The organism is Pedobacter sp. Leaf216, assembly GCF_001421515.1.
Lineage (GTDB): Bacteria > Bacteroidota > Bacteroidia > Sphingobacteriales > Sphingobacteriaceae > Pedobacter.
Window position 1 is genome coordinate 193,084 of record NZ_LMKM01000033.1, and the last position, 22,368, is coordinate 215,451.

The following is a 22,368-nucleotide window of genomic DNA, read 5'->3' on the forward strand; positions in this document are numbered from 1 at the left end:
TTGTAAATCGGTGGCTAAACCTTTTAGCTTACGCCTTTAACCTTCTACCTTATATAAGGGTATTCTATTTTTACTAAATACAAGCCACAGGCAGGTACCGATTGCCCGGCTTTACTGCGGTTTTTACTTTCTATTATTGCTTTAAAATCTGTTAAATTTATTTCTTTTTTACCAATTTCTACTAAAGTACCCATAATGGCCCTAACCATATTTCTTAAAAAACGATCGGCCTGAATGGTAAAAACCAATCCATTTTCCTGCTTTTCGAAAACTGCTTTTGTGATTTTACAATTGTTGGTAAATGTTTGGGTATTCGATTTACTGAAACAAGAAAAATCGGTATAATTTAATAAAAGTGCCGCCGCCTCGTTCATTACTTCAACATCCAATTGATCTTTAACCAACCAGGAACGGTTGAGTTTAAATGGATCTTTTTCGAAGTGGATATAATATTTATAGGCACGTGCTGTGGCATCAAAACGTGCATGGGCATCGTTATGCACAGGTATAATGCGTTTTGCAGCAATTTGATATGGCAACATGGCGTTAATACCGGTTATGGCATTTAATACTTTAGCCTCTTCTATACCTTCCACATCAAAATGCGCATAAAAATCTGTGGCATGCACACCTGCATCTGTTCTCCCACAACCCAGGGTTTCTATTGGTTGCCGAAAAAAAACAGCCATCGCCTTATCCAACAATTCCTGAACGGTAACTGCATTGGGTTGGGTTTGCCAGCCGTGGTATAAGCTGCCATCGTATGCGATTTGTATGAAATACCTTTTTTTACTCAAAACGATGCAAAAGTACAGTTTAGCTCGCAAAGGGCAAAGGGTATGGTGCTGCTTAGTTTAAGTTTAAAGGCAAGAATTAACCTAATGCGAATAAATTATACGGCTAAACGCTCTTTGCTCTATGCCCTCCGCTTTTTATACTTTATTCTTAGCTAAAAACAATTAAATTTGCTCAACAATATATTTACATTCATGATACAAAGAATACAATCGATTTGGTTTTTTTTAGCGGCAATTACAGTGTTATGCTTATTATTTATTCCTATTTTAAGCTTTATTAATGAAGGTATAGGCTATGTATTATATGGGACAGGAATTAAAGAATTTAGAAACGGCGTAGAAACACCATCAATTAATACTCCCTTAATTATTAGCACAATTTTAGCTGGCCTTATAAGCTTAATAAATATTTTCAATTTTAAAAACAGAACTTTACAAAAAAGAATAGCTATCATTAATATTTTAATTATCCTAGGGCTATCTTTTTGGTTATTTAATATCGCTAATCAAATCCCTGGAGGCCTGGAGAATGCAGAAATCAATGCTGGTGCATTTCTACCCTTAGCAAGCATTATTTTCAATTTATTAGCAATAAGGAGTATAGGAAAGGATGAAAAATTAATACGTTCTGCTGAGCGTTTACGTTAAACAATGATACAAAGAATACAATCGATTTGGTTCTTGTTAGCAAGTTTAACGCTGTTATCAATGCCTTTCTTTCCGTTATTAGCTGGTACACTAAATGGGCTTACTGTACCGTTATTATACACAAGAGGTTATGCATTCAGCTGGGATGCCGGTGAGTTTTTTGCAATAACAATTAAACCTATCTATCCCTTACTGATTACCAATATTGCCATTGCGATTATCTGTTTTGTTAATATTTTTAATTTCAGAAAACGCAGCTTTCAAAAACGCTTTGCCATTGTTTTGATCATATTAATTATCGGTTTTGCCTTTTGGTGCAGTGTTTACGCCAAAAAACTCCCTGGTGGTATTGAAGGTGCAAGTTTTGGGGTTGGCGCGTATTTACCTGCCTTAGCTATTTTATTTATAGTATTGGGCATTTTCGGCATCAATAAAGATGAAAGGTTGATCCGTTCGGCTGAAAGGTTGCGCTAATCTTTTAATTTTAACCAAAAAATTACCACTCTCTATGCGTGTTAAAAGTCAAGCCTTTTACTATACCTGTGCTGTGATTTTGCTTTGCGGAATCTTATCGTGTAGCAAACGCATCAATACTTTCGGCAAAACCAAAATCGATAACAATACCGATTCGCTTTACATTAAACAGAGAATAGTAAAAATTAAAGATTTAAATACAGATGTGTTTACGAAAGGGGAATTTAAAGGCATTGGTGATACGCCTATCGTATACCGCTTATTAAAACCGAAAAGTACATCAAAAAAACTCCCAATGGTAATTGTATTTCATGGATCAAATGCGGTCGGAAACGATAATACAAGTCAGTTGGGTATTTTGGCAAAACTGTTTGCAGCTGAGGAAATACAGACGAAATATCCTGCTTTCATTTTAGCACCACAATTCCCTTTACGCTCGTCTAATTATGTTCTAGACAGTAGCAGAAATGTATTGACTTCGATACCGCAACCGTGTTTAACAACTGCTTTGCAACTGATCGATAGCTTAAAAAACACTTTAAATATTGATGAGAAAAGGATTTACCTCATCGGTTTTTCTATGGGTGCTTCTTCGGTGATTAATGCTTTAGCGTTAAAACCAGAGGTATTTGCCGCAGGGATCAGTATTTCGGGCATACCTCAATTTAATAAGGTGAAAGAATTAACAAATATGCCAATCTGGTTAATCCATGGGAATAAAGACACCGAAAACCCTTTTGATAGTGATGAGCAATTTTTTAAAGAATTAAGCCCTTACAACAAAATCAGGTTCTGGGAATTCGATAATCTGGCCCACAACGATATTTTTGCTCCTGCAATATTAACTGATGCACTGCCCAAGTGGCTTTTTAAAAACAAACATAAATAGCTGCTTTGCCCTAGCCACCTAAACCCGGTTGCAGTGAAATACTTTGATAACCTTTAAGGTTTGAAAAAGATTGAAACGGAAAACGGGACTGCTGGAACCGAAACCCTACTACAGCTGCTTTCCAAAACAAAAAGCAACTGTTTCTATCGCAATTACGGCCTAGTTTAAAGCTCCACCATCCCGCCTTTTCAAACATCCATTGTCGATTCCCTGTTACATCCTTATTTTCAAATATTTAGCTTAAAAAACTATTTACTTGATTATCTGTAAAATACGAAAAATTAACCTTACCTTTGCGGCTCAATTAAAAATAAAAAGACGAATGACAAACCCATTTCAATTATTGGGGATAAGTGATGACGTCGTTAATGCCGTAAAGGATCTTGGATTTGAAACTCCAACACCTATTCAGGAGCAAAGTATTCCTGTACTGTTAGAAGGCACTAATGATTTTGTTGGTTTGGCCCAAACAGGAACAGGAAAAACAGCCGCATTTGGTTTGCCGCTGTTAGAACTAATCGATTTTAAAGTTAATAAACCACAGGCATTGATTTTATGCCCTACCCGTGAGTTATGCTTGCAAATCGCTAACGACCTTAAAAACTTTTCTAAAAACGTTGCTAATGCCCACGTTGTTGCCGTTTACGGTGGCGCGAACATTATGCAACAACTACGCGAAATACGCCAAGGCGTACAAATTGTAGTGGCCACGCCCGGCCGTATGTTGGATATCATTGGCCGTAAAGCCATTGATTTCACTAACGTTAAATATGTTGTGCTTGATGAAGCTGACGAGATGTTGAACATGGGTTTCCAGGACGATATCAACGACATTTTATCAACTACTCCTGATGACAAAAAAACCTGGTTATTCTCGGCTACAATGCCAGCAGAAGTTCGCCGTATAGCTAAAAACTATATGGATAACCCTGTAGAATTAACCATGGGCACAAAAAATACGGGTAACGTAAACATCGAACACGAATACTACATTGTTCGTGCACGTGATAAATACGCTGCCTTAAAACGTATTGTAGATTTTAACCCTGAAATTTTTGCCGTAGTATTTTGTAAAACCAAATTGGATACACAAGATGTTGCCGAGCATTTAATTAAAGATGGTTACAATGCTGATGCTTTACACGGCGATTTATCGCAGCAACAACGTGATAAAGTAATGCAACGTTTCCGTGAGCGTAACATGCAGTTGTTAATTGCTACTGATGTTGCTGCACGTGGTATCGATGTAAACAACGTAACTCACGTAATCAATTATTCATTACCTGATGAAATTGAAAGTTATACCCACCGTTCTGGCCGTACTGGCCGTGCTGGTAAAACCGGTATCTCTATCTGTATCATTAACTCTAAAGAATTAGGTAAAATCCGCCAGTTGGAGCGCATTATTGGTAAACAATTTACCAAAGCTGAGCTTCCTACAGGATTTGACGTTTGCGAAAAACAATTGTTCTCTTTGGTACATAAAGTACACAATGTAGAAGTAAATAACGAACAGATTGATCAGTACATTCCACGTATTATGGATGAATTTGCTGACTTATCTAAAGAAGATGTGATTAAACGTTTTGCTTCGTTAGAATTTAACCGTTTCTTGGATTATTATTCTAAAGCACCTGATTTAAATGCAGCAGTTGGCGAAGACCGCGGTGCAGACAGGGGCGAAAGAGGTGCCGGACGTGGACGTGGTAGCGAAGGTTACACGCGTTTGTTCATCAACTTGGGTTCTGTAGATGAGTTTACCCGTGGCGATATGTTATCATTTATCTGTAACAACGGTAAAATTGGTGGCAAAAGCGTTGGTAAAATCGATTTAAAAGGTGTTTTCTCTTTCTTTGAAGTGGAAGACGATGTAGCTGACAAAGTTTTTGAAGGCTTTAAATCTGTTGAGTTTAACGGTCGTCAGGTACGTATCGAGAAAAGCGGAGACGGTGGTCGTGGTGAAGGTGCTGGAGAAAGACGCGGTGGCGGCGAAAGACGTAGCGGTGGCGGTGGTTTCGGCGGTGAACGCAGAAGCGGCGGTGGCGGCGGCGGTTATCGTGGCGGCGGCGACAGAAGAAGTTCTGGCGGTGGTAGCGGTAGACGTGAAGGCGGAAGCGGCGGTGGTGGTTTCAGAGATTTCTCTGGACGCAGTCGTGACGACAAAGGTGGTAACACCGGAGGCCCTCGCAGAGAAGGTGGAAGCCGTGAAGGTGGAAGCGGCGAACGCAGAAAAAAATGGTAAATCACTAAACCAAATATATTACAGCCGTTCTGATTATTCAGAACGGCTTTTTTTTTGTTAGCATGCTTAAGGATAGAATTGTTAGTTTTAAACCAGACCCAAAATAATTTTACTTAAAAAATTTTAACTTTTATTTTTTATAAAGGTTAAAGAATTTTATTTCCGACTACAGCCAAGCGACAACCATTGGCAGTCATGTATCGGATACACCCAACAAAGCGTATATGCTTTTAGCAAAGACATTAGCATTTGATTAGAACCTTAATTTTTCGTAAATTAGTGTATTGAAACAGCAGCAGACTAACGAATTTGATTTTGTAATTGACAAGCTTACAAATTCTATTGAAAACGCAATTTCAGGCGAAGTGTTTGACACATCAATTATAAAATTGACGGCATCCGATACCAAGATTCTTAAGAAGAGCGAGTGGGTATTTGACTGGCAGAATGAGTTAAAGGATGATACTAAGCAAGTTTTTAAATTGACAACGGTTAACAATTTAGCTATAACCCAGGGATTCATAAGCTTTACCGACAAAGGCGACCACATTTTTATGAACATAATTGAGAGTGCAAAGTTCAACAAAGGAAAGAACAAACTTTATAAAGGGGTTGCTGGAAATCTAATTGCCTTTTGCTGTAAAACTGCATTCGAACTAAATTATGACGGAGTTGTTTCTTTTGTGGCCAAAACCCAACTTGTTTCCCATTACCAAGAGACGTTGGGTGCCAAGATTTATGGTGGGAACAGAATGTTTATTGATACTAAAGAAGCATTTATTTTGGCTACTAGATATTTTAAAGATTTTAAGTTATGATAAATTTCAAAAAAATGGACAACAAAGACTTTGTGTTCGTAAACAAAACTTTGACAGAAAAAGAAGAAAAAGAATTTAGCGATTTTCTAAAAGCACGTAAAAAAAAATCTGTAACAACTAATCTAAGGAAAAGTTCTAAGCCTTATATGGGTAACAGCACGAACCGCTAATATGAGGGAGGGCTGGCAAAAAATCTTTTATGACTTGCCTAAATGCATAAAGATTTATTTCAGGGTGCCACAATACAATTAACGCGACAGACTTTTTTGCCTTTGAAATTTCAAATGATGAACTTCAGAACAATATTACTATGGAAAGCAAATAGACTTTTCTCTTTAATTTCACCAAAAGAAAAGCGAAAATCCAATATCTGTTTTGTGCAAATTGCCGATACCTTAAAGAAATAAATTGAGGATATATAAGCTATTCTGCTTTTTGTACGAAATTTCAACTGATGCGATTCTAATCCCAGCAAGCACAAAGCCGTTCTTCATTACCTGTAATTTTCACAGATACTTTACTAAGTCAGTTACATTTTTTTGGACAATATTTAATTCCCAATTGGGAACCTATACCTTTAACAATATTAATACTAAAGCCAAACTTCGACATCCAATTTTGTCCTAAAATTAAAACCAGAGAAAGTGACTATTAATTATTTAACAATTGTAAAATAGTAGCGCAACTTTACGATTATCCTTAAATTGCATTACTTTCGCACATCATGCAGGCAAAATATTTCGAGCGAAGTGCCACGCAGTCGAGAACCACGTAAGTGCTCAGCGAAGCTAAATCTATAACAGATCTCTCTTCTGAAAGTTCGGGACTACGCCGCTGCAGTCGAGATGACGATCGTTCTATGGAAATCAGACGCTATTCCCGTTCTGTCAGATATTACCATCTGACACAGAGACCAACTAATATAAAAACGCATCTTTTGCTAACTAAATCTTCCTAAAACATTATATTTAACGTTTAGCTACACTAAACAAAATATGCGTTATTTAAAGTTTTTCATCATTTCATTTTCATTATTCATAACGAGCAGTCTTTCTGCCCAACGAAAGGTTTCTGATCAAAAAATGCAGTGGTTTGCTGACGCAAAATTGGGTATTTTTATCCATTGGGGCATTTATTCAGTGAATGGAATTTCTGAATCGTGGTCGTTTTTCAACAACTATATCAACTACAATGCCTATATGAAACAACTTGATGGTTTTACCGCTGCAAAATATAACCCTAATGAATGGGTAAACCTGATTAAAGAAAGTGGTGCAAAATATGCAGTAATAACCACAAAACACCATGATGGTGTGGCCCTTTGGGATAGTAAAGCTCCTTTAGCCACTACCACATTAAAAAATAGTGCTGCCAAAAAAGATTTAATCACTCCATTTGTATCTGAACTTAAAAAATCGGGGCTTAAAACGGGATTATATTTCTCATTACCCGATTGGAGCTATCCGGATTATGATGGCTTTACCCGCGATAGAAAACGTTACGATTATAAACAAGATCCGACCCGATTTAAAAAATTTCAAAATTATTTTCAGGAGCAGCTTAATGAACTTTCTACAAAATACAATCCAGATCTTTTATGGTTTGATGGCGATTGGGAGCATAGTGGAGATGAGTGGCAGGCCAAAAATATATTAGAAAATTTACGTAAGGCAAATAAGGATATTATTGTTAACTCGCGCCTTAACGGACATGGTGATTACGATACGCCTGAGCAAGGCGTGCCTGTAGTGAAACCAAATTCATCAGAGTGGGAACTCTGTTATACTATGAACGATTCATGGGGCTATCAACCATACGACGATCATTATAAATCATCAAATATGATTATCCGTACACTGGTTGATTGTATTGGAATGGGCGGTAATTTATTGCTTGATATTGGGCCAAAAGCAGATGGAACAATTGCGCCTGAACAGGTTAAGATTTTAAAAGATTTGGGCCGCTGGACCAAACAACATGGTGAAGCCATTTACGGAACGCAAACTGGGATCGCTCCAAAACATTTTAATGGCAAAACAGCACTATCAAAAGACAAAAAAACGCTTTTCCTTTACCTCGACTATAAAACAGATGATGGCATTTTGTTAACCGGTATAAAATCAAAAGTAAAAACTATGCAGTTAGTTGGTGGTGGCCTGCTAAAATTTGCTAACATTAGCACCTTAGATTATATTTTTAATATTCCCTCAGCTGATTTTGATCAGGATGTAACAGTTGTAAAAGTGAGTTTTGATGAACCTATCAATCTTATTGAAAATGAAAGCGAAAGCACTTTGTTTAAAGATTTCTTCACTAAGAACACTAAACTAAATGATGCTTCTTACAAATTGAAAAAATTAGCGACAACCTTAAATAAGGGTATCAATATTTTTAACGACTCCAATTTAGCAGCAGATGGGATGAATTTTAATGCAAATATTAAACCTCTTGACGAAACGGTTAACAACTGGGTAATTAAAAATGCTGAAGCACTATATAAAACAACCGGAGGAATACCTGCCGGACATTATCAGGGCAACACAGCACTTTCTGCAGATAAGCAAACCCTTTATTTATTTATAGAAGGCACACCAACCGGGCCAATCGCAATTAAAGGTTTAAAAAACAACATCAGCAGGATCAGAATTGTAGGAGAAGGTACTATGTTGCCGCACGAAATTTATAATAAACTGTATTGGAGCAAAATACCAGGTATTGTTTACATTCCGGTGCCTAAAGATAAACTAGATCCCGAATTGACCGTAATTGCAGTGCTTTTAGATAGCCCGATTGATTTGTACCGTGAAAAAGTTGGCGCGATTGAAAGCAATCTCTAATTATTTAACAATTGTAAAATAGTAGCGCAACTTTACGATTATCCTTAAATTGCATTACTTTCGCAAATCATGCAGGCAAAATATATCTCATATCAGGAAACCGGATCATTTTCAAAACTGGTTTTGGATTATATTAATAACGAGGAGCAACTTAAAGCTTTTTACAGTTACCGCCCAGATATGGAGGGTTTGGCAAATGCAATTGAAAACAGAAATTTCTTAGGAAATAGAGAAACATTAGTCAAAGTTCTTCAAAATCAATATCAACACCTGCAGCCTAATAAATCGGTTACCAAAAACATAGAACTTTTAGGTTTATCCAATACTTTTACGGTAACCACCGGCCATCAATTAAATCTTTTTACCGGTCCGCTTTATTTCATTTATAAAATTGTAACCACCATTAACTTAGCCATTGAGTTAAAAATGGCTCACCCAGACAAGAACTTTGTACCTGTGTATTGGATGGCGACTGAGGATCATGATTTTGATGAAATTAACCACGTAAGCGTGGATGAAAAAAACATCAGCTGGATACAAACCACCAATGGCGCAACCGGAAGGCTGAGCACCAAAACTGTAGCCGCAGCAGTAACAGCCTATAAAGGATACCTGGGAATTTCTAAAAACGGAAAACGAATTGCCAAATTGGTAGAACAGGCCTATCTGCAACACGACAATTTAGCCGATGCCACCCGTTTCTTGGTGAATAATTTATTTGAAAAATATGGTTTAGTGATTGTAAATGCAGATGACGCACAGTTAAAAAAGCAATTTGCTAACATCATTACGGAAGATATTATTCAGCATAATAGTGCAAAAAATATTGAAAACAGCTCGAAAAACCTGGAGGATTTAGGTTATAAAACACAGGTAAACGGACGTGACATTAACTTTTTTTACCTGATTGATAATCTTCGGGAACGTATAATCTTTGAAAAAGGAAAATATGTTGTAAACCATACTGATATCAGTTTTACTGAAGAAACACTAAAAGCCGAAATCGAATCACATCCCGAACGTTTTAGTCCGAATGTAGTGATGCGGCCAATGTACCAGGAAGTAATTTTACCAAATATCGCTTATATAGGTGGCGGAGCAGAAGTAGCTTACTGGATGCAGTTAAAGGCAAATTTTGATTTTTATAAAGTTGATTTTCCGGTTTTATTACTGCGCAATTCTGCTATATTAATCGACAAACGGAGCGCTCAGAACTTATACCATTTAGGTTTTTCGCTTGAGGACATTTTCTTGCCTGTTGAAGAATTAAAAAACATTTGGGTTAAGCGAAATACCACGGCATTATTAAGTTTGGCTGATGAAACGAGAGCAATCAACAGCATTTTCGATCAAATTAAGCTTAATGCTTATAAAATAGATAAAACGCTTTCTGTTTCTACCGATACAGCTAAGCAAAGAACAAATCATTTACTGGCCAACCTGGAAAAGAAACTTTTCCGTGCTGAAAAACGAAAACACGAAACTGCATTATTGCAGATTGAACATGTAAAGAAGAGACTTTTTCCAAACGGAACGCTCCAGGAAAGAATTTTGAATATTGCACCGATGTATGTGAATTATGGAGAAGATTTCCTTTCATCCTGCATAGAAAATTTTGAACCGCTTGGCGGCGATTTTACTGTTTTATTGCCATAATTTATTTTTAGATTCGTCATGCTGAACTTGTTTCAGCATCTATCAAAAAAGACCCTGAAATAAATTCAGGGTGACGACAAATAGTATACTATGACCTTCATCACTTTTACCGAAACCAATCTACGGACTTTTACTTTTAATGTTTTTAAAAAAATGGGCTGTTCTGATGAGCATGCCGATTTAGCAACCGATGTATTGATCCGTTCAGATTTACGGGGAATCGATTCGCATGGTGTTGCGCGTTTAAGTGGCTACGTTCGTCTTTGGGAAAAGAAAAGGATTAACGCCACGCCTGATATCAAAATAGTGCATGAAACGCCTACCACCGCAACTGTAGATGGCGATGCCGGATTAGGATTGGTAGTGGCTCCTTTTGCAATGAAAGTTGCTATTGAAAAAGCAGAAAAATATGGCAGTGGATGGGTATCGGTTAAAAATTCTAATCATTTCGGTATTGCAGGTTACCATGCTTTAATGGCGGTAGAAAAAGATATGATCGGTATCAGTATGACGAATGCCAGTCCTTTGGTTGCTCCTACCTATGCAAATGAGCGTTTGCTTGGCACAAACCCCATGTGTTACGCTTTCCCGGCAGGAAAATATCCACCAGTAATTGTAGATATGGCTACAGCCGCAGCAGCAAATGGTAAGTTGGAAATTGCTCAACGTGCGAACAATAGTATCCCTGATGGCTGGGTTCAGGATAAAACCGGTGAAAACTCGACCGATCCAAACGAATTGAAAAATGGCGGCTCGCTTTTACCTTTGGGCAGTGATGCAGCTCATGGCAGCCATAAAGGTTATGGCTTAAGTGCTACAGTTGATATTTTATCAGCGGTATTATCAGGTGCAAATTACGGCCCTTGGGTGCCTCCTTTTGTAGCTTTTTTAGAACCATCAGCAAATCCGGTTGGTGAAGGATTGGGTCACTTTTTAGGTGCCATGCGTGTGGATGGCTTCAGACCGGCTGCAGATTTTAAAGATCACCTGGATAATTGGATAGAACGCTTTAAAAGCGCAAAAACGATTGATTCTGATAAAAAGGTAATCATCCCTGGCGAACCTGAACATGAATTTGAGCAGGAAAGAAAAAACAATGGTATTCCGATCATTGATGTTGTGGTGAAGGATTTGAATGAACTGGCTGTGAATTTAGAGATAGCCGGCCTTAGTTAATGGTTTGATGGTTGATAGACCATAGTCGATTTCTTTAACCACAGCAATGACGATTTATTTAGGATAATCTTAATTAACTACATCGTCCTCGTTTGTAACGAGGATGTACGAGTAATGCGATTTTATCGCTCTTAGAGGAATTATTTTCGCATGGCAAATGCGTAACTTAAAAATCCTCGTTACAAACTAAGACTATTTAAGATAGTAAAGGTCTGTGGGGACACAGACCTTGGTGTTATTAAAACGATCGTCATTGCAATGAAGATTCCCATAGGACGGCAACTATTAACGATATGCTTTTATACCCAACTATGGGGTGATTTTAAGGCTTAACGGTTAAATTATCTTTTAAATAAAGGGCCTTGCTTGACGAACCGATCATAATCCGGTAATCTCCAGGTGCTACTCCCCATACGTTATTGATATCCAAAGTTTGAAGGACCTTTTTATCCACTTTAAAGGAAACATTTTTTGTTTCTCCTGCCTTTAAAGTAACTCGCATAAAAGCCCTTAAAGCAAGAACAGGTTGCGCCAATTTGTTTAACAATGGCCGCATGTATAACTGCACAACTTCCTCACCGTCATAATTACCTGTATTTTTAAGTTCGAAGCTTACCGTAGCGGTTTCATTTTTAGCAATGCTTTTGCGGCTAAATTTTAAATCGGTGTACGAAAAATTGGTATAACTCAATCCGTAGCCGAAAGGAAAAAGAGGTTCGCCACTCAAATTGTTATAATCATCGCCCCTTCCGGTAGGTTTGTGGTTGTAAACTAGCGGAAGTTGAGATTCATCGATAGGGTAAGTAATTGGAAGTTTACCAGAAGGGTTAACTTTTCCAAGCAAAACATCGGCAATGGCATCTCCACCAGCTTCACCAGGGTACCAAACATTTAAAACTGCATTAACTTTATTTAACCAGGGCTGCATATTAATTGCACTTCCACCGGTTAATACTACAACAATGGGTTTTCCGGTTTTTGAAAGCTCTTCTAGTAACAATTCTTGATTTCCGGGCAGGTTTAACATTGCCCGATCTAAAAATTCTCCTTCTTTTATGCCTACAACAAAAACAATTACATCATTATTTTTGGCAGCAGCAACCGCATCAGTTATTTCATTTGATTTCTTAAGGTTATAATCCCAGATGAGTTTGATTTTACCATTGCCTTTTGACTCAAAAAATTCGACCTTAATTGTATATTCCTTATTTTTATCTAAATGAAATGGGACTGTTTTGGTATTGAAAGATTTTTTGTCCCAATTATCGATAAGTAATCTATCATCAAGGTATAATCGGTAACCATCATTTCCTTCCAATCCGATATTAACGTCGGCAGTTTGAGGCACTACAATTTTGCCTTCCCACCTTACCGAATAATCATCCAATTGGAGCTGCTCATCTGGCGGGTAAAGTGTCCAGCTGAAATTAACAGCCTGATCATTTATTTCTTTTACCGGCTTACCAGAAAAGTTAAGTCCTTTATAATATTTTCCAGTTAATCCTGCTTTTTTATTGGAGGATAAATACTGGCTATCTATTGGCGTATAAAGCTGAGTTTCTCTGGTGCTGCCTTTTAAATAAGTAATTTCAACGTTATTGGATATTGCGTTTTTTAAACCTGTTAAAATATTTACCTTATTGTTCCCAGTGCCGCTGTAGCCCCCCAATCTGGCCTCAATTGCATCTTCACCTAAAAGCAAAATGTGTTTCGTACTTTTTAAAGGAAGTGTATTATTCTCATTTTTTAATAGCACAAACGACTTTATTGCAGCTTCTTTTGCTAAATTCCGGTTACTTTGGTCGGTTAACATTTTTTCGGCAATACTTTCATCTACATAAGGATGCTCAAACAGTCCAAGCTCAAATTTTGCCCGCAGCACTCTGGCTAAAGCATCATCTATTCTAGATTTTGGAATGCTGCCATCTAAAAATGCTGGCAAGAAGAGTTTGTAATGTTTATAATCTACCTGAAAAATTACGTCAAGGCCAGCGTTAATCGATTGTGCCGTTGCATCTTTATAATCTTTAGCGGTAAAATGCAATACATTGGCACCACCAACTGCACCTGCATCAGAAATGACAAAACCTTTAAATCCCCATTCGTTTTTTAATTTAGTAGTCAGCAGCCATTTATTTGAGGTTGCCGGCGTTCCAAAAACGCTGTTGTAGGAAGTCATCAATGAGCGGATCCCTACATTTTTAACTCCATCTTTAAACGCGGGAAAGTGGATTTCTTCTAAAAAGTGTTTATCCATTTCTATTGGATAACTGTCTCTACCGCCATCACCCACATTTGCGATAAAATGTTTTGGGGTAACGATGATGTTTTGTTTTTCTATAGCATTCATAAATGCGTGCCCCATTACAGTTGTTAGGTAAGGGTCTTCTCCATACGTTTCTTCTACCCTGCCCCATCTTACATCTGTAGCCATATTAATTACAGGAGCCAAAAGATCTCTTAAACCGCGTGCCCGTGCCTCACTGGCAATTGCTGTACCGATTTTGGCCACTAAAGCGGTATCAAAACTTGCTGCTAAACCAATCGATTGGGGAAAAGCAGTAGCTCCTTGCCTTACCAAACCATGCAAAGCTTCATCAAATGGAATAATCGGGATGCCCAAACGGGTTTCTTCAACAAAATATTTTTGAATTTTATTAATCTTTTTTGCGAGTGAAAGGCCATCTTCTGCCGTATTGTAAGTTAACATCTGCTGGGCAGTACCGCCGCCTTGGGCTGCAGCACTTACCTGTAAACCAAAAATCCCGTTTTTAAATTGATTTTTATTTGCTTCGGTTACATCCCCCGGAATCATAAATAACTGCCAAAATTTCTCTTCTGGAGTCATTCTCGAAATGAGATCTTTCACCCTCAAATCGATACTTAATTTTGGATTTTTATAGGCTGATTGTTGCCCTTTTTTAACCTGAGCAAAAAGATTACTGCATACAAAAAGTACGGGCAATAAACAGAAGATTTTTTTTGGTTTAAGCATCACTTAATTGTTTTCGGGCGTAAAAGCAAAAGTTAAGGCTATTTTCTCCTCCGTTTTAGGGAGCTCAAAATGTACTTTACCATCTGTCAATTTCCATTTTACTTTTTGATTGTTACCAATGATGGTTATCAATGTTCCTTTCTTCGGAATACTACCTTTCCATGAAATTTCTTTAAGCGGAGTATTTCCCATCAAAGCGATGCCGTAAATTGTTTTGCCATCTTTACTTTGGGTAAACCAGTTTTGCCCATCATGGTAATTTTTGGTAATCCTTGTTCCATAAATCGCAGCACCGTTTTTACTGGTCCACTTGCCAATATCTTCCAATTTTTTAATTACATCGTCTGGTAAAGTGCCATCAGCTTTCGGGCCTACACCTAAAAGCAAACTTCCGCCTTTGGCTACAATTTCTACCAATTTATGAACCACTTCGGTTGCCGACTTATACTGATCGTTGGGTACAAAACCCCAGGCTCCACCTAAAGTCATACAACTTTCCCATGGATAATCCAGTTGCTGTTCTGGAATTTTCTGTTCAGGCGTTTGGTAATTTTCGAACTGTCCGTGCACTGTTCTATCTACTACAATTAAGCCAGGTTGTGATTTCCTTGCATCAGCTGCAATTTTAGGCATATCAATATCCTGACTCCATTCCGGAATTGGAGCACCCCAGGAAAGTACCTCTTTGTTTACACTGGCCCGTGGACGAACCCAGCCACCATCTAACCACAAAATATCGATACTACCATAGTTGTTCATCAGCTCTCCAATCTGGTTCTTTGTGTAGGTTTTAAACATATTCCATCGCCATGGATGCTTTCTGATATCGTAATTGTTATTCCTGTCTGCAGTAGCGTATTTATCCCACCAATAATATTGCGAATGCCAGTCGGGTTTAGAAAAATAGGCCCCAATCATGAAATTTTCCTTGCGGAAAGCATCAAATACATATTTGGCAACATCTTTTTTTGCATTGGTTGAAAAAGGACCTTTAGCAATGCTGAAATCAGATTGTTTGGTATCAAACATGGCAAAGCCATCGTGGTGTTTGGTTGTAAACACCAAATACTTCATGCCTGCATCTTTACCTGCTTTTGCCCATTGTTCGGGGTTAAACTTTGTTGGATTAAATTTTTCACTTAAACCCCAGTACCACTTTTTATAGTCTTCGTATTTAATGATGCTGTCTCTTTCTATCCAGTCTTCTGAGCAAATGGACCATGATTCTATAATGCCAGGAACAGCATAAAGTCCCCAGTGAATAATCATTCCGAATTTTTTATCCTGCCAGGTATCAAGTTTCTTTTTAACGGCGTCATCTTTAGGCCATTCGTAAATCTCCGATTGTGGCATGATATCGTTCTGCTGGGCGTGCAAAATTTTCGCAGAAAAGATAATTGCTAATAAAACGATTCTTGTTTTCATGTATCAAATAATTAAAATGCCCTGTAAAAAAATTTACAAGGCATTTTTAGTAGTGTTTGAATTATTTTACGTCCCAAAAAACTTTATTGGTCCGTGTATCTTTTGATCTAACTGAATTATAATTTGAATTATTAGCCGATTCAACACTTGGGTAAGTTAACCGATTTGGAGGGAGTTCAAAACCAACTAATGTTTGCGGAACAACCGTCAATTTAGGATATTTCGTCCGTCTGTATTCAGACCAAGCTTGATCAGATTGCAAGAAACCGAAATTTAGCCATTTTTGATTCCAGATTTTGGCTAGCTTTTCCTCAGATGTACCGGTATATGCTGATGTACTGGCATTTACAAATGTATTTACATCGGTAGCAAGTGGAGCACTTAATTTTCCACCTCCTATGGAGTGTAAATAATAATAAAAGGAAACCGATTGTGCTAAAGCAGCATTGTAGGCGGTTTGCGCATTCGCTGTAGTTCCCCAACGCTCAAAAGCTTCGGCTTTCAAAAAATTAACCTCAGAAGCTGTAATCAATATCCCTGGCACCTTTATGTTATTTATGAAAGTTGCAGAATCTAATATCGAATATTTGGTAAAAGCTGTATCCTGTTGATTTGATGTGTAAGTTACAGGCATTGCCCTAAAGTTTTTATTTGGAACAAAAACGTTATTAACCGTCTGGCCAAATTTATCATAAACCAACGGAATTCTAGGATCGTTGGCTGGAAGCATTAATTTATTTAATGCATAATCAGGAGCAAAGTAAGTGTTGATTTCGGTAATTGCACTTCTTAAACTATTGGTATTTGTAGTTAATGGCTGCAATAATATATCAGTTGTTGCCGGAGTATAACTGCCTACATTATTACCATCTACCAACGGGAAATTTGTACTGTTACTCAACATATTTAATACGGTTGTTCTTGCGGTTGCTTCATCTACAAATGATGTGCGCATTAATAAGCGAAGGCGTATTGAATTAGCATACCTCCTCCATTTATCAAGATTACCAGTTAATAAAATATCTGCCTTATTAAACGCAGGTGCCACGGTAGCCGAAAGTTTTGCATTGGCAAAATATGTAGCAGCATCATCAAGCCCTTTAATTAAAGTTGTATATAATGCTTTTGCATCATCAAATTTAGGATCCTTAATCGCATTTGTAGCTTCCAGACTTCCCGCTTCTGAAAAAGGAATATCGCCAAATAAATCGACCATTTTTGAAGCTTGATCATAAAGAAAAATTTTGGCTGCCTGCATATAAACTTCCTGGTTAGCCTGTTCGGCTGCAGGTAAGGTTGCATAAGTTACTTCCATAGCTCGGTATACGCCCAACGGACCGCTACCATTACCAGCCGGATAGTAAAAATCTGACCAATAGTTACCAATATACCCATCAATTTGACGGTATGCTTCGCTGCCATTAGCAAATGATGCAGCTTGGGAATACACTGCAGGGTGCGGTGCCAGAAAAGTACGCTGGTTCCAGTAAGCCGGTCTAACACGGTCGCTATTTAGCATGGCTGTAAAAAAACCAGACAAGTTGGTTGTTGTTGAGCGCTCTGGATTGTAATACAAATCAGTTAACTGTTTTTTACATGATGAAAATAACAGCACTAGAGAAAGTATCAAACTTATATTTATAAATATCTTTTTCATTGTAATTATTTTTATGGGTTACAGCCTAGAAACTAGCATTTAATGAAAATCCAAAACTTCTTGTGGCTGGCAATGAACCATTATCAACACCTTGACTATACCATTTGTCTCCAATTAAAGTTTCTGGATCCAGATTCTTTAAAGTTCTATGGAAATATAAAAGGTTTCTGCCTATCAGTGAAATTCTCATATTAGACATTCCAATTTTTTTAATGAGGTTGTTAGGCAATCTATAACCAAGCGTTAATTCTCTTAGCTTAATAAAATTATTTTTATAAACTGCACCTTCCTGATTAAGTGCATCAGAACTACCTGCGGCAAATGAGTTGAAATAATAGCTTGCTGCATCCAATATGATATCATTCGGTTGGCCATTAGCTTTAACACCCGGAAGGATTAAACCATCGTGATATACTTTTTGGCCACCTGGTGCTGCGCTGTTTGCATTTGGCAACAATACATTAGCACCTGCACTGTTTACATAATAACTTAAACCACCATGCTCAGTATCACGATATTGAAGGGTATTTTCGTAAACTCCAGTTCCAGTAGCATATTTTAATGGAGTAGAAACTACATCACTACCAAAACGGTAATCAACCAAAAAGCTAAATGAGAAATTTTTATAGTTTAAAGTGTTAGATAAGCCTCCTGTTATACTTGGAGTAACATTTCCTGCTTTTACATACTGCGATTTATCGATAACATAAAAACCATCATCGCTTACAACTTTCTGGCCTCCTGCATTGGTTTTAGTAGGGTAAACATAAATGTTTCCTAAATCATCACCAGGCTTTGCTGTGATCCGGATTGCGTTATCTTCACCATTAAAAAAGATAAGCTCAGGTATGCCAGGAGCTAGAGCATATACTTTTGTTCTATTTTGAGAAAAATTTAAACTGGTTTGCCAGTTAAAATCTGTTGAAACTATAGGTTTTGCATTTAATGAAAGTTCCCAACCTTTACTACCTATCTCTCCTACGTTAACAATCTGGCTTCCGCTACCATTACTTGACGCGATTTGAAGGCGCAGAATTTGATTTCTAATGCGATTGCTGTAGTAACTTAGATCGATACCAAACCTGCCATTTAAAAAACGGGTTTCCAATCCATACTCTTGCTCATACTTTTTTTCAGGTTGCAAGCTTTCGTTACCGTAGCCACCTGGCAAAACCAGTTGCGGAACAGAACCATTGTTGGTTTGTAAGGAGTTTTGTCCGTAAGATACATTAGATTCGTATGGAAGCGCAGCATTAGCAACTACACCGTACGAAGCACGTAATTTACCATAACTCAAAAACTCTGGCAATGCACCTTTAAATGCATCTGTAAAAACAAAACTTCCGTTAACAGATGGATAGTAATATGTATTATTTAACGGTGGCAGTGTTGATGAAGATTCTTGGCGAATGGTACCCTCAACAAAAAGATAGTCTTTATATGATAAATTTAAGATACCAAAAGATCCGTATTTTAAAAGGGATCTTCTACTTGCAGAAGTTTGAAGAATACCATAGGAGTTATTTAGCGAAAACCAGTTTTCAGAAACCAAACCAAATTGTGTTCCTGAAGATTGATCTTTATAGTTTTCTCTTCTGGATGTAAAGCCAGCACTTGCAGAAAAAGATAAATCTTTGGTGATATTATCGCTATAAGTTAAAAGTGCATCGGTATATATTGTACTATAAGTACCATTCCCGGTTGAATATGCTCCAGTGCTTGAGGTTTCTGGGTTGAAGGCTACTGGAAATTGGCTGTAATTTTTATCTTCAGTATTACGGCCGGTATAATCATTACCAACACGTCCTCTAAACTTTAATTTGCTAAAAATATCCCAGTTTAAAGTAGCACTGCTGTATAACCTGTTTTCGGTTTCATCGCTGGTATTTTTTAGTGTAGACCAAAAATAGTCGTAAAGGTTAGGACGAACGTTAAAAACAAACGCTTCAGCAGGATTTCTGGCAGTTTGATTAAAAGGAACCCAGGCATAACCTTGTGAGGTTTGATATTTTTCGCGTACTAAATCGATATCCTCGTTCCGTCCAAAAAATCCATCAAATGATTGTGCAAGCCTATTGGTTTGGTATGCCCTATTGTGTGTTATTGAATTTACATAATTGGCAACAACATCCACACTTAAGCTTTTACTTAATTTTAACGAACTGTTTAAAGTGAATGAATTCTTTTTAAGACCTGATTCGCGTTGTATGCCATCATAATCAAGACGTGTGTAAGATATGCGGTAACTATAATTATCTGTTTGATTTGACAATGCAATATTAGCAGATGAGCTTAAACCATTTCTGAAAATATTTTTGTAGTTATCAGGCTGTGGAGAAAAAGAACGGATAGAACCATCCCACCAGCGCACCTGTTGTCCATCCATTTTAGGACCGAAATTGGCGTATGCCCTAAAGTTTGGGCGAAAGCCTGAAGGTGATTTAGAATCTGCAATCCATCCTTCTTCGGTAGCTCCAACAGATAAGTTAGTTGCCCTATCGTATCCCTGCCCATAAACATTTTGATAGTTAGGAAGAAACGCCGGCTGCTCAACTGTTCCAAAATAGTTTACATCAACTGTTGGTCCTTTACCTTTAATCCCTTTTTTAGTGGTAATAATAATTACTCCAGATCCAGCGTCAGAGCCATAAAGTGCTGATGCGCTGGCCCCTTTTAAAACGGAAAGACTTTCAATGTCTTCTGGATTAATATCTAAAATACCATTTCCCCTAATACGTTGGTCATCATAAAAACCTCCATTATTTCTTCCGCTAGCACCATATTGGCCTTCACTACGAATTACAACACCATCTACAACGTAAAGTGGCTGTTGGTTATAGTTAATGGAATTAATGCCACGGATTTGAACATTAACTGCACTACTTGCACCACCTGGTGCTGTAGTTACCTGCACGCCTGAAGCTTTTCCATATAAAGCCGAAGCAAAGTTGGTATTACCAGCTTCTGTTAACTCTTTTGCAGAAACAGTTGCTGTAGAATACCCTAGTGCCTTTTTTTGGCGTTGAATACCAAATGCTGTTACAACCACATCACTTAAGGCTTTTGCATCCTGTTTTAATGTTATGTTTAGTGTAGATTCTGCCCCTACAGAAACTTCCTGCCTGGCATATCCAATTGCCGAAAATACAAGTACTTCATTCGGGTTAACTGCTATAGAAAATTTTCCGGCACCATCGGTTTGGGTAGCTTTAGTTGTTCCTTTAACAGAAACACTTACCCCGGGAATTGTTCCCGATGCATCTCTTACCGTTCCGGTAATTGTTTTTTGCGCAAAAGCATTTATCGTTATAAGTGATAACAATAGTATACTTAAACACCTTAAGTACATTTTTTCCATGATTATTGATTAGTTTAAAAATTAGTTGAAATTTGTTTGATTTGATCGAGTTAGTAAATGTTTTTATTTCTCCATAATAATGATTTAAATGAGTGGATTAGTTACCATTTCTTCGAAATGGCTATGTTCAACTGCTAAGCTTGCAGCAGCCAATAATTCGGCTTCGTCTGTTAGTGTAGAAAGCCTGATTTCAGTTTGCTCGGCAATGCGGGGAATGCAAAATTCGTGTATAGCTTGTTGTATCGGAGGCAATAGCATTTTACCTGCTTTAGCACCTCTTCCGCTCAAAACAATACACTGTGGATTTAAAAGATGGATAAGAGTTGCAATACCTTTACCCAATTGAAAAATGGCTTTAACTAAAATAGATATAGCAACCGGATCTTGCTGTCTTACAGCTGTTAAAAAATGATCGGCGGGGTGCTTGCTTTTATCTTCAAACAATTTATTCATGCTTGATTCTGCACCATTTTTAATTTCCTGTTCTGATTTTTTTGCCATTACCAGTAGAGAAGTATCTACTTCCAAACACCCACGTCTGCCACATGAACATAAATTATCACTATCAGAAAGTGGGATGTGGCTAAACTCACCTGCACTTCCACTACTTCCCCTGTAAAGCTTACCATCAATTATCATCCCTAAACCTGTACCCCACCCGATATTAACAACCATAACATCTTTAAGATCAACAGCTTCACCAAAATTTAATTCAGCAAGGGCAATTAAACTCGAGTCATTATCAATATAAACGGGTAAACCGATATTTAAAGCAAGGCATGCCTGCAATGTAGTATCTTCTTCAACCTTTAAGAATGAGTGATTAATGCCTTCTTCTGCATTAACAAAACCAGGCATACCAATGCCAACACCTAAAATATTATCTCTATCAATTCCAGATTGATTTATACTGGTATTTATAAAATTGACAAGATCATTGATGTTGTTATTCTCGGATGATAGATTGAATTCTAATGATTGAATTGGTATAATCATCTTCCTGGAAAGATCGTAAATGGTTAGCCTTGTGGTAAGCTGATCCATTGCAATCGCTACTACATATTTGGCCAGCTTTGGATTGATAAAGAACATAGCTGCTCTTCTACCACCGGTTGATGGCGCATAACCCTCTTCTAAAACATAACCTTCAGCTATTAAGCCATTAACAACAGCTGTAACCAAGGGTAAACTTTTCTGTGTCAACTTACTTAAATCTGTAAGTGAAAGCGACTTCTTATAATATAAATGCTTAATGATACCAGCCTTCAGACGCTGATTTTTCTTCACAATTACAGACATTTTATTTGATTATATTCAAACTTAATAAATATTTTTAAAACATAGTTATACTTTTTAATTTTTTTTTTAAGTTAATTATGAATCGACATAAAACAAA

15 protein-coding genes are annotated in these 22,368 nt (G+C 37.4%); 9 read left to right on the top strand and 6 right to left on the bottom strand.

Features of this window, described 5'->3' with window-relative positions:
• Positions 1 to 44: 44 nt before the first annotated feature.
• Positions 45 to 797, bottom strand: a complete 753-nt coding sequence (truA, locus tag ASE74_RS19135) for a tRNA pseudouridine(38-40) synthase TruA (RefSeq protein WP_055912511.1) — start codon at positions 795 to 797, stop codon at positions 45 to 47.
• Positions 798 to 989: 192 nt separating this feature from the next.
• Between truA and ASE74_RS19145 the strand changes: the two genes are divergently transcribed.
• From ASE74_RS19145 to ASE74_RS19190, 9 genes are all read left to right on the top strand, one after another.
• Positions 990 to 1,445, top strand: a complete 456-nt coding sequence (locus tag ASE74_RS19145) for a DUF4293 domain-containing protein (protein WP_055912514.1) — start codon at positions 990 to 992, stop codon at positions 1,443 to 1,445.
• A 3-nt stretch (positions 1,446 to 1,448) separates the two neighbouring features.
• Positions 1,449 to 1,919, top strand: a complete 471-nt coding sequence (locus tag ASE74_RS19150) for a DUF4293 domain-containing protein (RefSeq protein WP_082458855.1) — start codon at positions 1,449 to 1,451, stop codon at positions 1,917 to 1,919.
• A gap of 34 nt (positions 1,920 to 1,953) precedes the next feature.
• Positions 1,954 to 2,808 (top strand): prolyl oligopeptidase family serine peptidase, encoded by an 855-nt coding sequence (locus ASE74_RS19155; protein ID WP_055912518.1) that lies wholly within the window; start codon positions 1,954 to 1,956, stop codon positions 2,806 to 2,808.
• A 322-nt stretch (positions 2,809 to 3,130) separates the two neighbouring features.
• The gene (locus tag ASE74_RS19165; RefSeq protein WP_055912522.1) at positions 3,131 to 5,050 is read left to right on the top strand and encodes a DEAD/DEAH box helicase; all 1,920 of its coding nucleotides are present in this window, start codon (positions 3,131 to 3,133) and stop codon (positions 5,048 to 5,050) included.
• Between the two features lie 284 nt (positions 5,051 to 5,334).
• Positions 5,335 to 5,868 (top strand): hypothetical protein, encoded by a 534-nt coding sequence (locus ASE74_RS19170; RefSeq protein ID WP_055912524.1) that lies wholly within the window; start codon positions 5,335 to 5,337, stop codon positions 5,866 to 5,868.
• Positions 5,869 to 5,882: 14 nt separating this feature from the next.
• Positions 5,883 to 6,038, top strand: a complete 156-nt coding sequence (locus ASE74_RS24820) for a hypothetical protein (protein WP_157255484.1) — start codon at positions 5,883 to 5,885, stop codon at positions 6,036 to 6,038.
• An 825-nt stretch (positions 6,039 to 6,863) separates the two neighbouring features.
• Positions 6,864 to 8,705, top strand: coding sequence for an alpha-L-fucosidase (locus tag ASE74_RS19180; RefSeq protein ID WP_055912527.1), 1,842 nt, complete (start codon positions 6,864 to 6,866; stop codon positions 8,703 to 8,705).
• A gap of 69 nt (positions 8,706 to 8,774) precedes the next feature.
• Positions 8,775 to 10,361 carry a bacillithiol biosynthesis cysteine-adding enzyme BshC gene (bshC, locus tag ASE74_RS19185; RefSeq protein WP_055912529.1) on the top strand — a complete coding sequence of 529 codons (1,587 nt, stop codon included), beginning with the start codon at positions 8,775 to 8,777 and terminating at the stop codon, positions 10,359 to 10,361.
• A 90-nt stretch (positions 10,362 to 10,451) separates the two neighbouring features.
• Positions 10,452 to 11,537 (top strand): Ldh family oxidoreductase, encoded by a 1,086-nt coding sequence (locus tag ASE74_RS19190; protein ID WP_055912531.1) that lies wholly within the window; start codon positions 10,452 to 10,454, stop codon positions 11,535 to 11,537.
• Positions 11,538 to 11,859: 322 nt separating this feature from the next.
• Here ASE74_RS19190 and ASE74_RS19195 read toward each other — a convergent pair whose 3' ends face one another.
• The 5 genes from ASE74_RS19195 to ASE74_RS19215 form a co-directional block, all read right to left on the bottom strand.
• On the bottom strand, positions 11,860 to 14,532 hold the full coding sequence (locus tag ASE74_RS19195) for a glycoside hydrolase family 3 N-terminal domain-containing protein (RefSeq protein ID WP_082458856.1): 2,673 nt from the start codon (positions 14,530 to 14,532) through the stop codon (positions 11,860 to 11,862).
• A gap of 3 nt (positions 14,533 to 14,535) precedes the next feature.
• A complete protein-coding gene (locus ASE74_RS19200; RefSeq protein ID WP_055912532.1) occupies positions 14,536 to 15,957 on the bottom strand; it encodes an alpha-L-fucosidase in 1,422 nt (473 codons plus the stop codon).
• 61 nt (positions 15,958 to 16,018) lie between these two features.
• Positions 16,019 to 17,614, bottom strand: coding sequence for a SusD/RagB family nutrient-binding outer membrane lipoprotein (locus ASE74_RS19205; protein WP_055912536.1), 1,596 nt, complete (start codon positions 17,612 to 17,614; stop codon positions 16,019 to 16,021).
• A 25-nt stretch (positions 17,615 to 17,639) separates the two neighbouring features.
• Complete coding sequence (locus tag ASE74_RS19210) at positions 17,640 to 20,972, bottom strand: SusC/RagA family TonB-linked outer membrane protein (RefSeq protein ID WP_055912539.1); 3,333 nt, start codon at positions 20,970 to 20,972, stop codon at positions 17,640 to 17,642.
• A gap of 84 nt (positions 20,973 to 21,056) precedes the next feature.
• Positions 21,057 to 22,271: an ROK family protein gene (locus tag ASE74_RS19215; RefSeq protein ID WP_055912541.1), complete on the bottom strand. Its 1,215-nt coding sequence runs from the start codon at positions 22,269 to 22,271 to the stop codon at positions 21,057 to 21,059.
• Between the last annotated feature and the right edge of the window lie 97 nt (positions 22,272 to 22,368).

Coding starts and splice junctions, on each gene's coding strand:
- ASE74_RS19145 (WP_055912514.1), top strand. CDS start 990: ATGATACAAAGAATACAATCGATTTGGTTTTTTTTAGCGGCAATTACA.
- ASE74_RS19150 (WP_082458855.1), top strand. CDS start 1,449: ATGATACAAAGAATACAATCGATTTGGTTCTTGTTAGCAAGTTTAACG.
- ASE74_RS19155 (WP_055912518.1), top strand. CDS start 1,954: ATGCGTGTTAAAAGTCAAGCCTTTTACTATACCTGTGCTGTGATTTTG.
- ASE74_RS19165 (WP_055912522.1), top strand. CDS start 3,131: ATGACAAACCCATTTCAATTATTGGGGATAAGTGATGACGTCGTTAAT.
- ASE74_RS24820 (WP_157255484.1), top strand. CDS start 5,883: ATGGACAACAAAGACTTTGTGTTCGTAAACAAAACTTTGACAGAAAAA.
- ASE74_RS19180 (WP_055912527.1), top strand. CDS start 6,864: ATGCGTTATTTAAAGTTTTTCATCATTTCATTTTCATTATTCATAACG.
- bshC (WP_055912529.1), top strand. CDS start 8,775: ATGCAGGCAAAATATATCTCATATCAGGAAACCGGATCATTTTCAAAA.
- ASE74_RS19190 (WP_055912531.1), top strand. CDS start 10,452: ATGACCTTCATCACTTTTACCGAAACCAATCTACGGACTTTTACTTTT.
- ASE74_RS19195 (WP_082458856.1), bottom strand. CDS start 14,532: ATGCTTAAACCAAAAAAAATCTTCTGTTTATTGCCCGTACTTTTTGTA.
- ASE74_RS19200 (WP_055912532.1), bottom strand. CDS start 15,957: ATGAAAACAAGAATCGTTTTATTAGCAATTATCTTTTCTGCGAAAATT.
- ASE74_RS19205 (WP_055912536.1), bottom strand. CDS start 17,614: ATGAAAAAGATATTTATAAATATAAGTTTGATACTTTCTCTAGTGCTG.
- ASE74_RS19210 (WP_055912539.1), bottom strand. CDS start 20,972: ATGGAAAAAATGTACTTAAGGTGTTTAAGTATACTATTGTTATCACTT.
- ASE74_RS19215 (WP_055912541.1), bottom strand. CDS start 22,271: ATGTCTGTAATTGTGAAGAAAAATCAGCGTCTGAAGGCTGGTATCATT.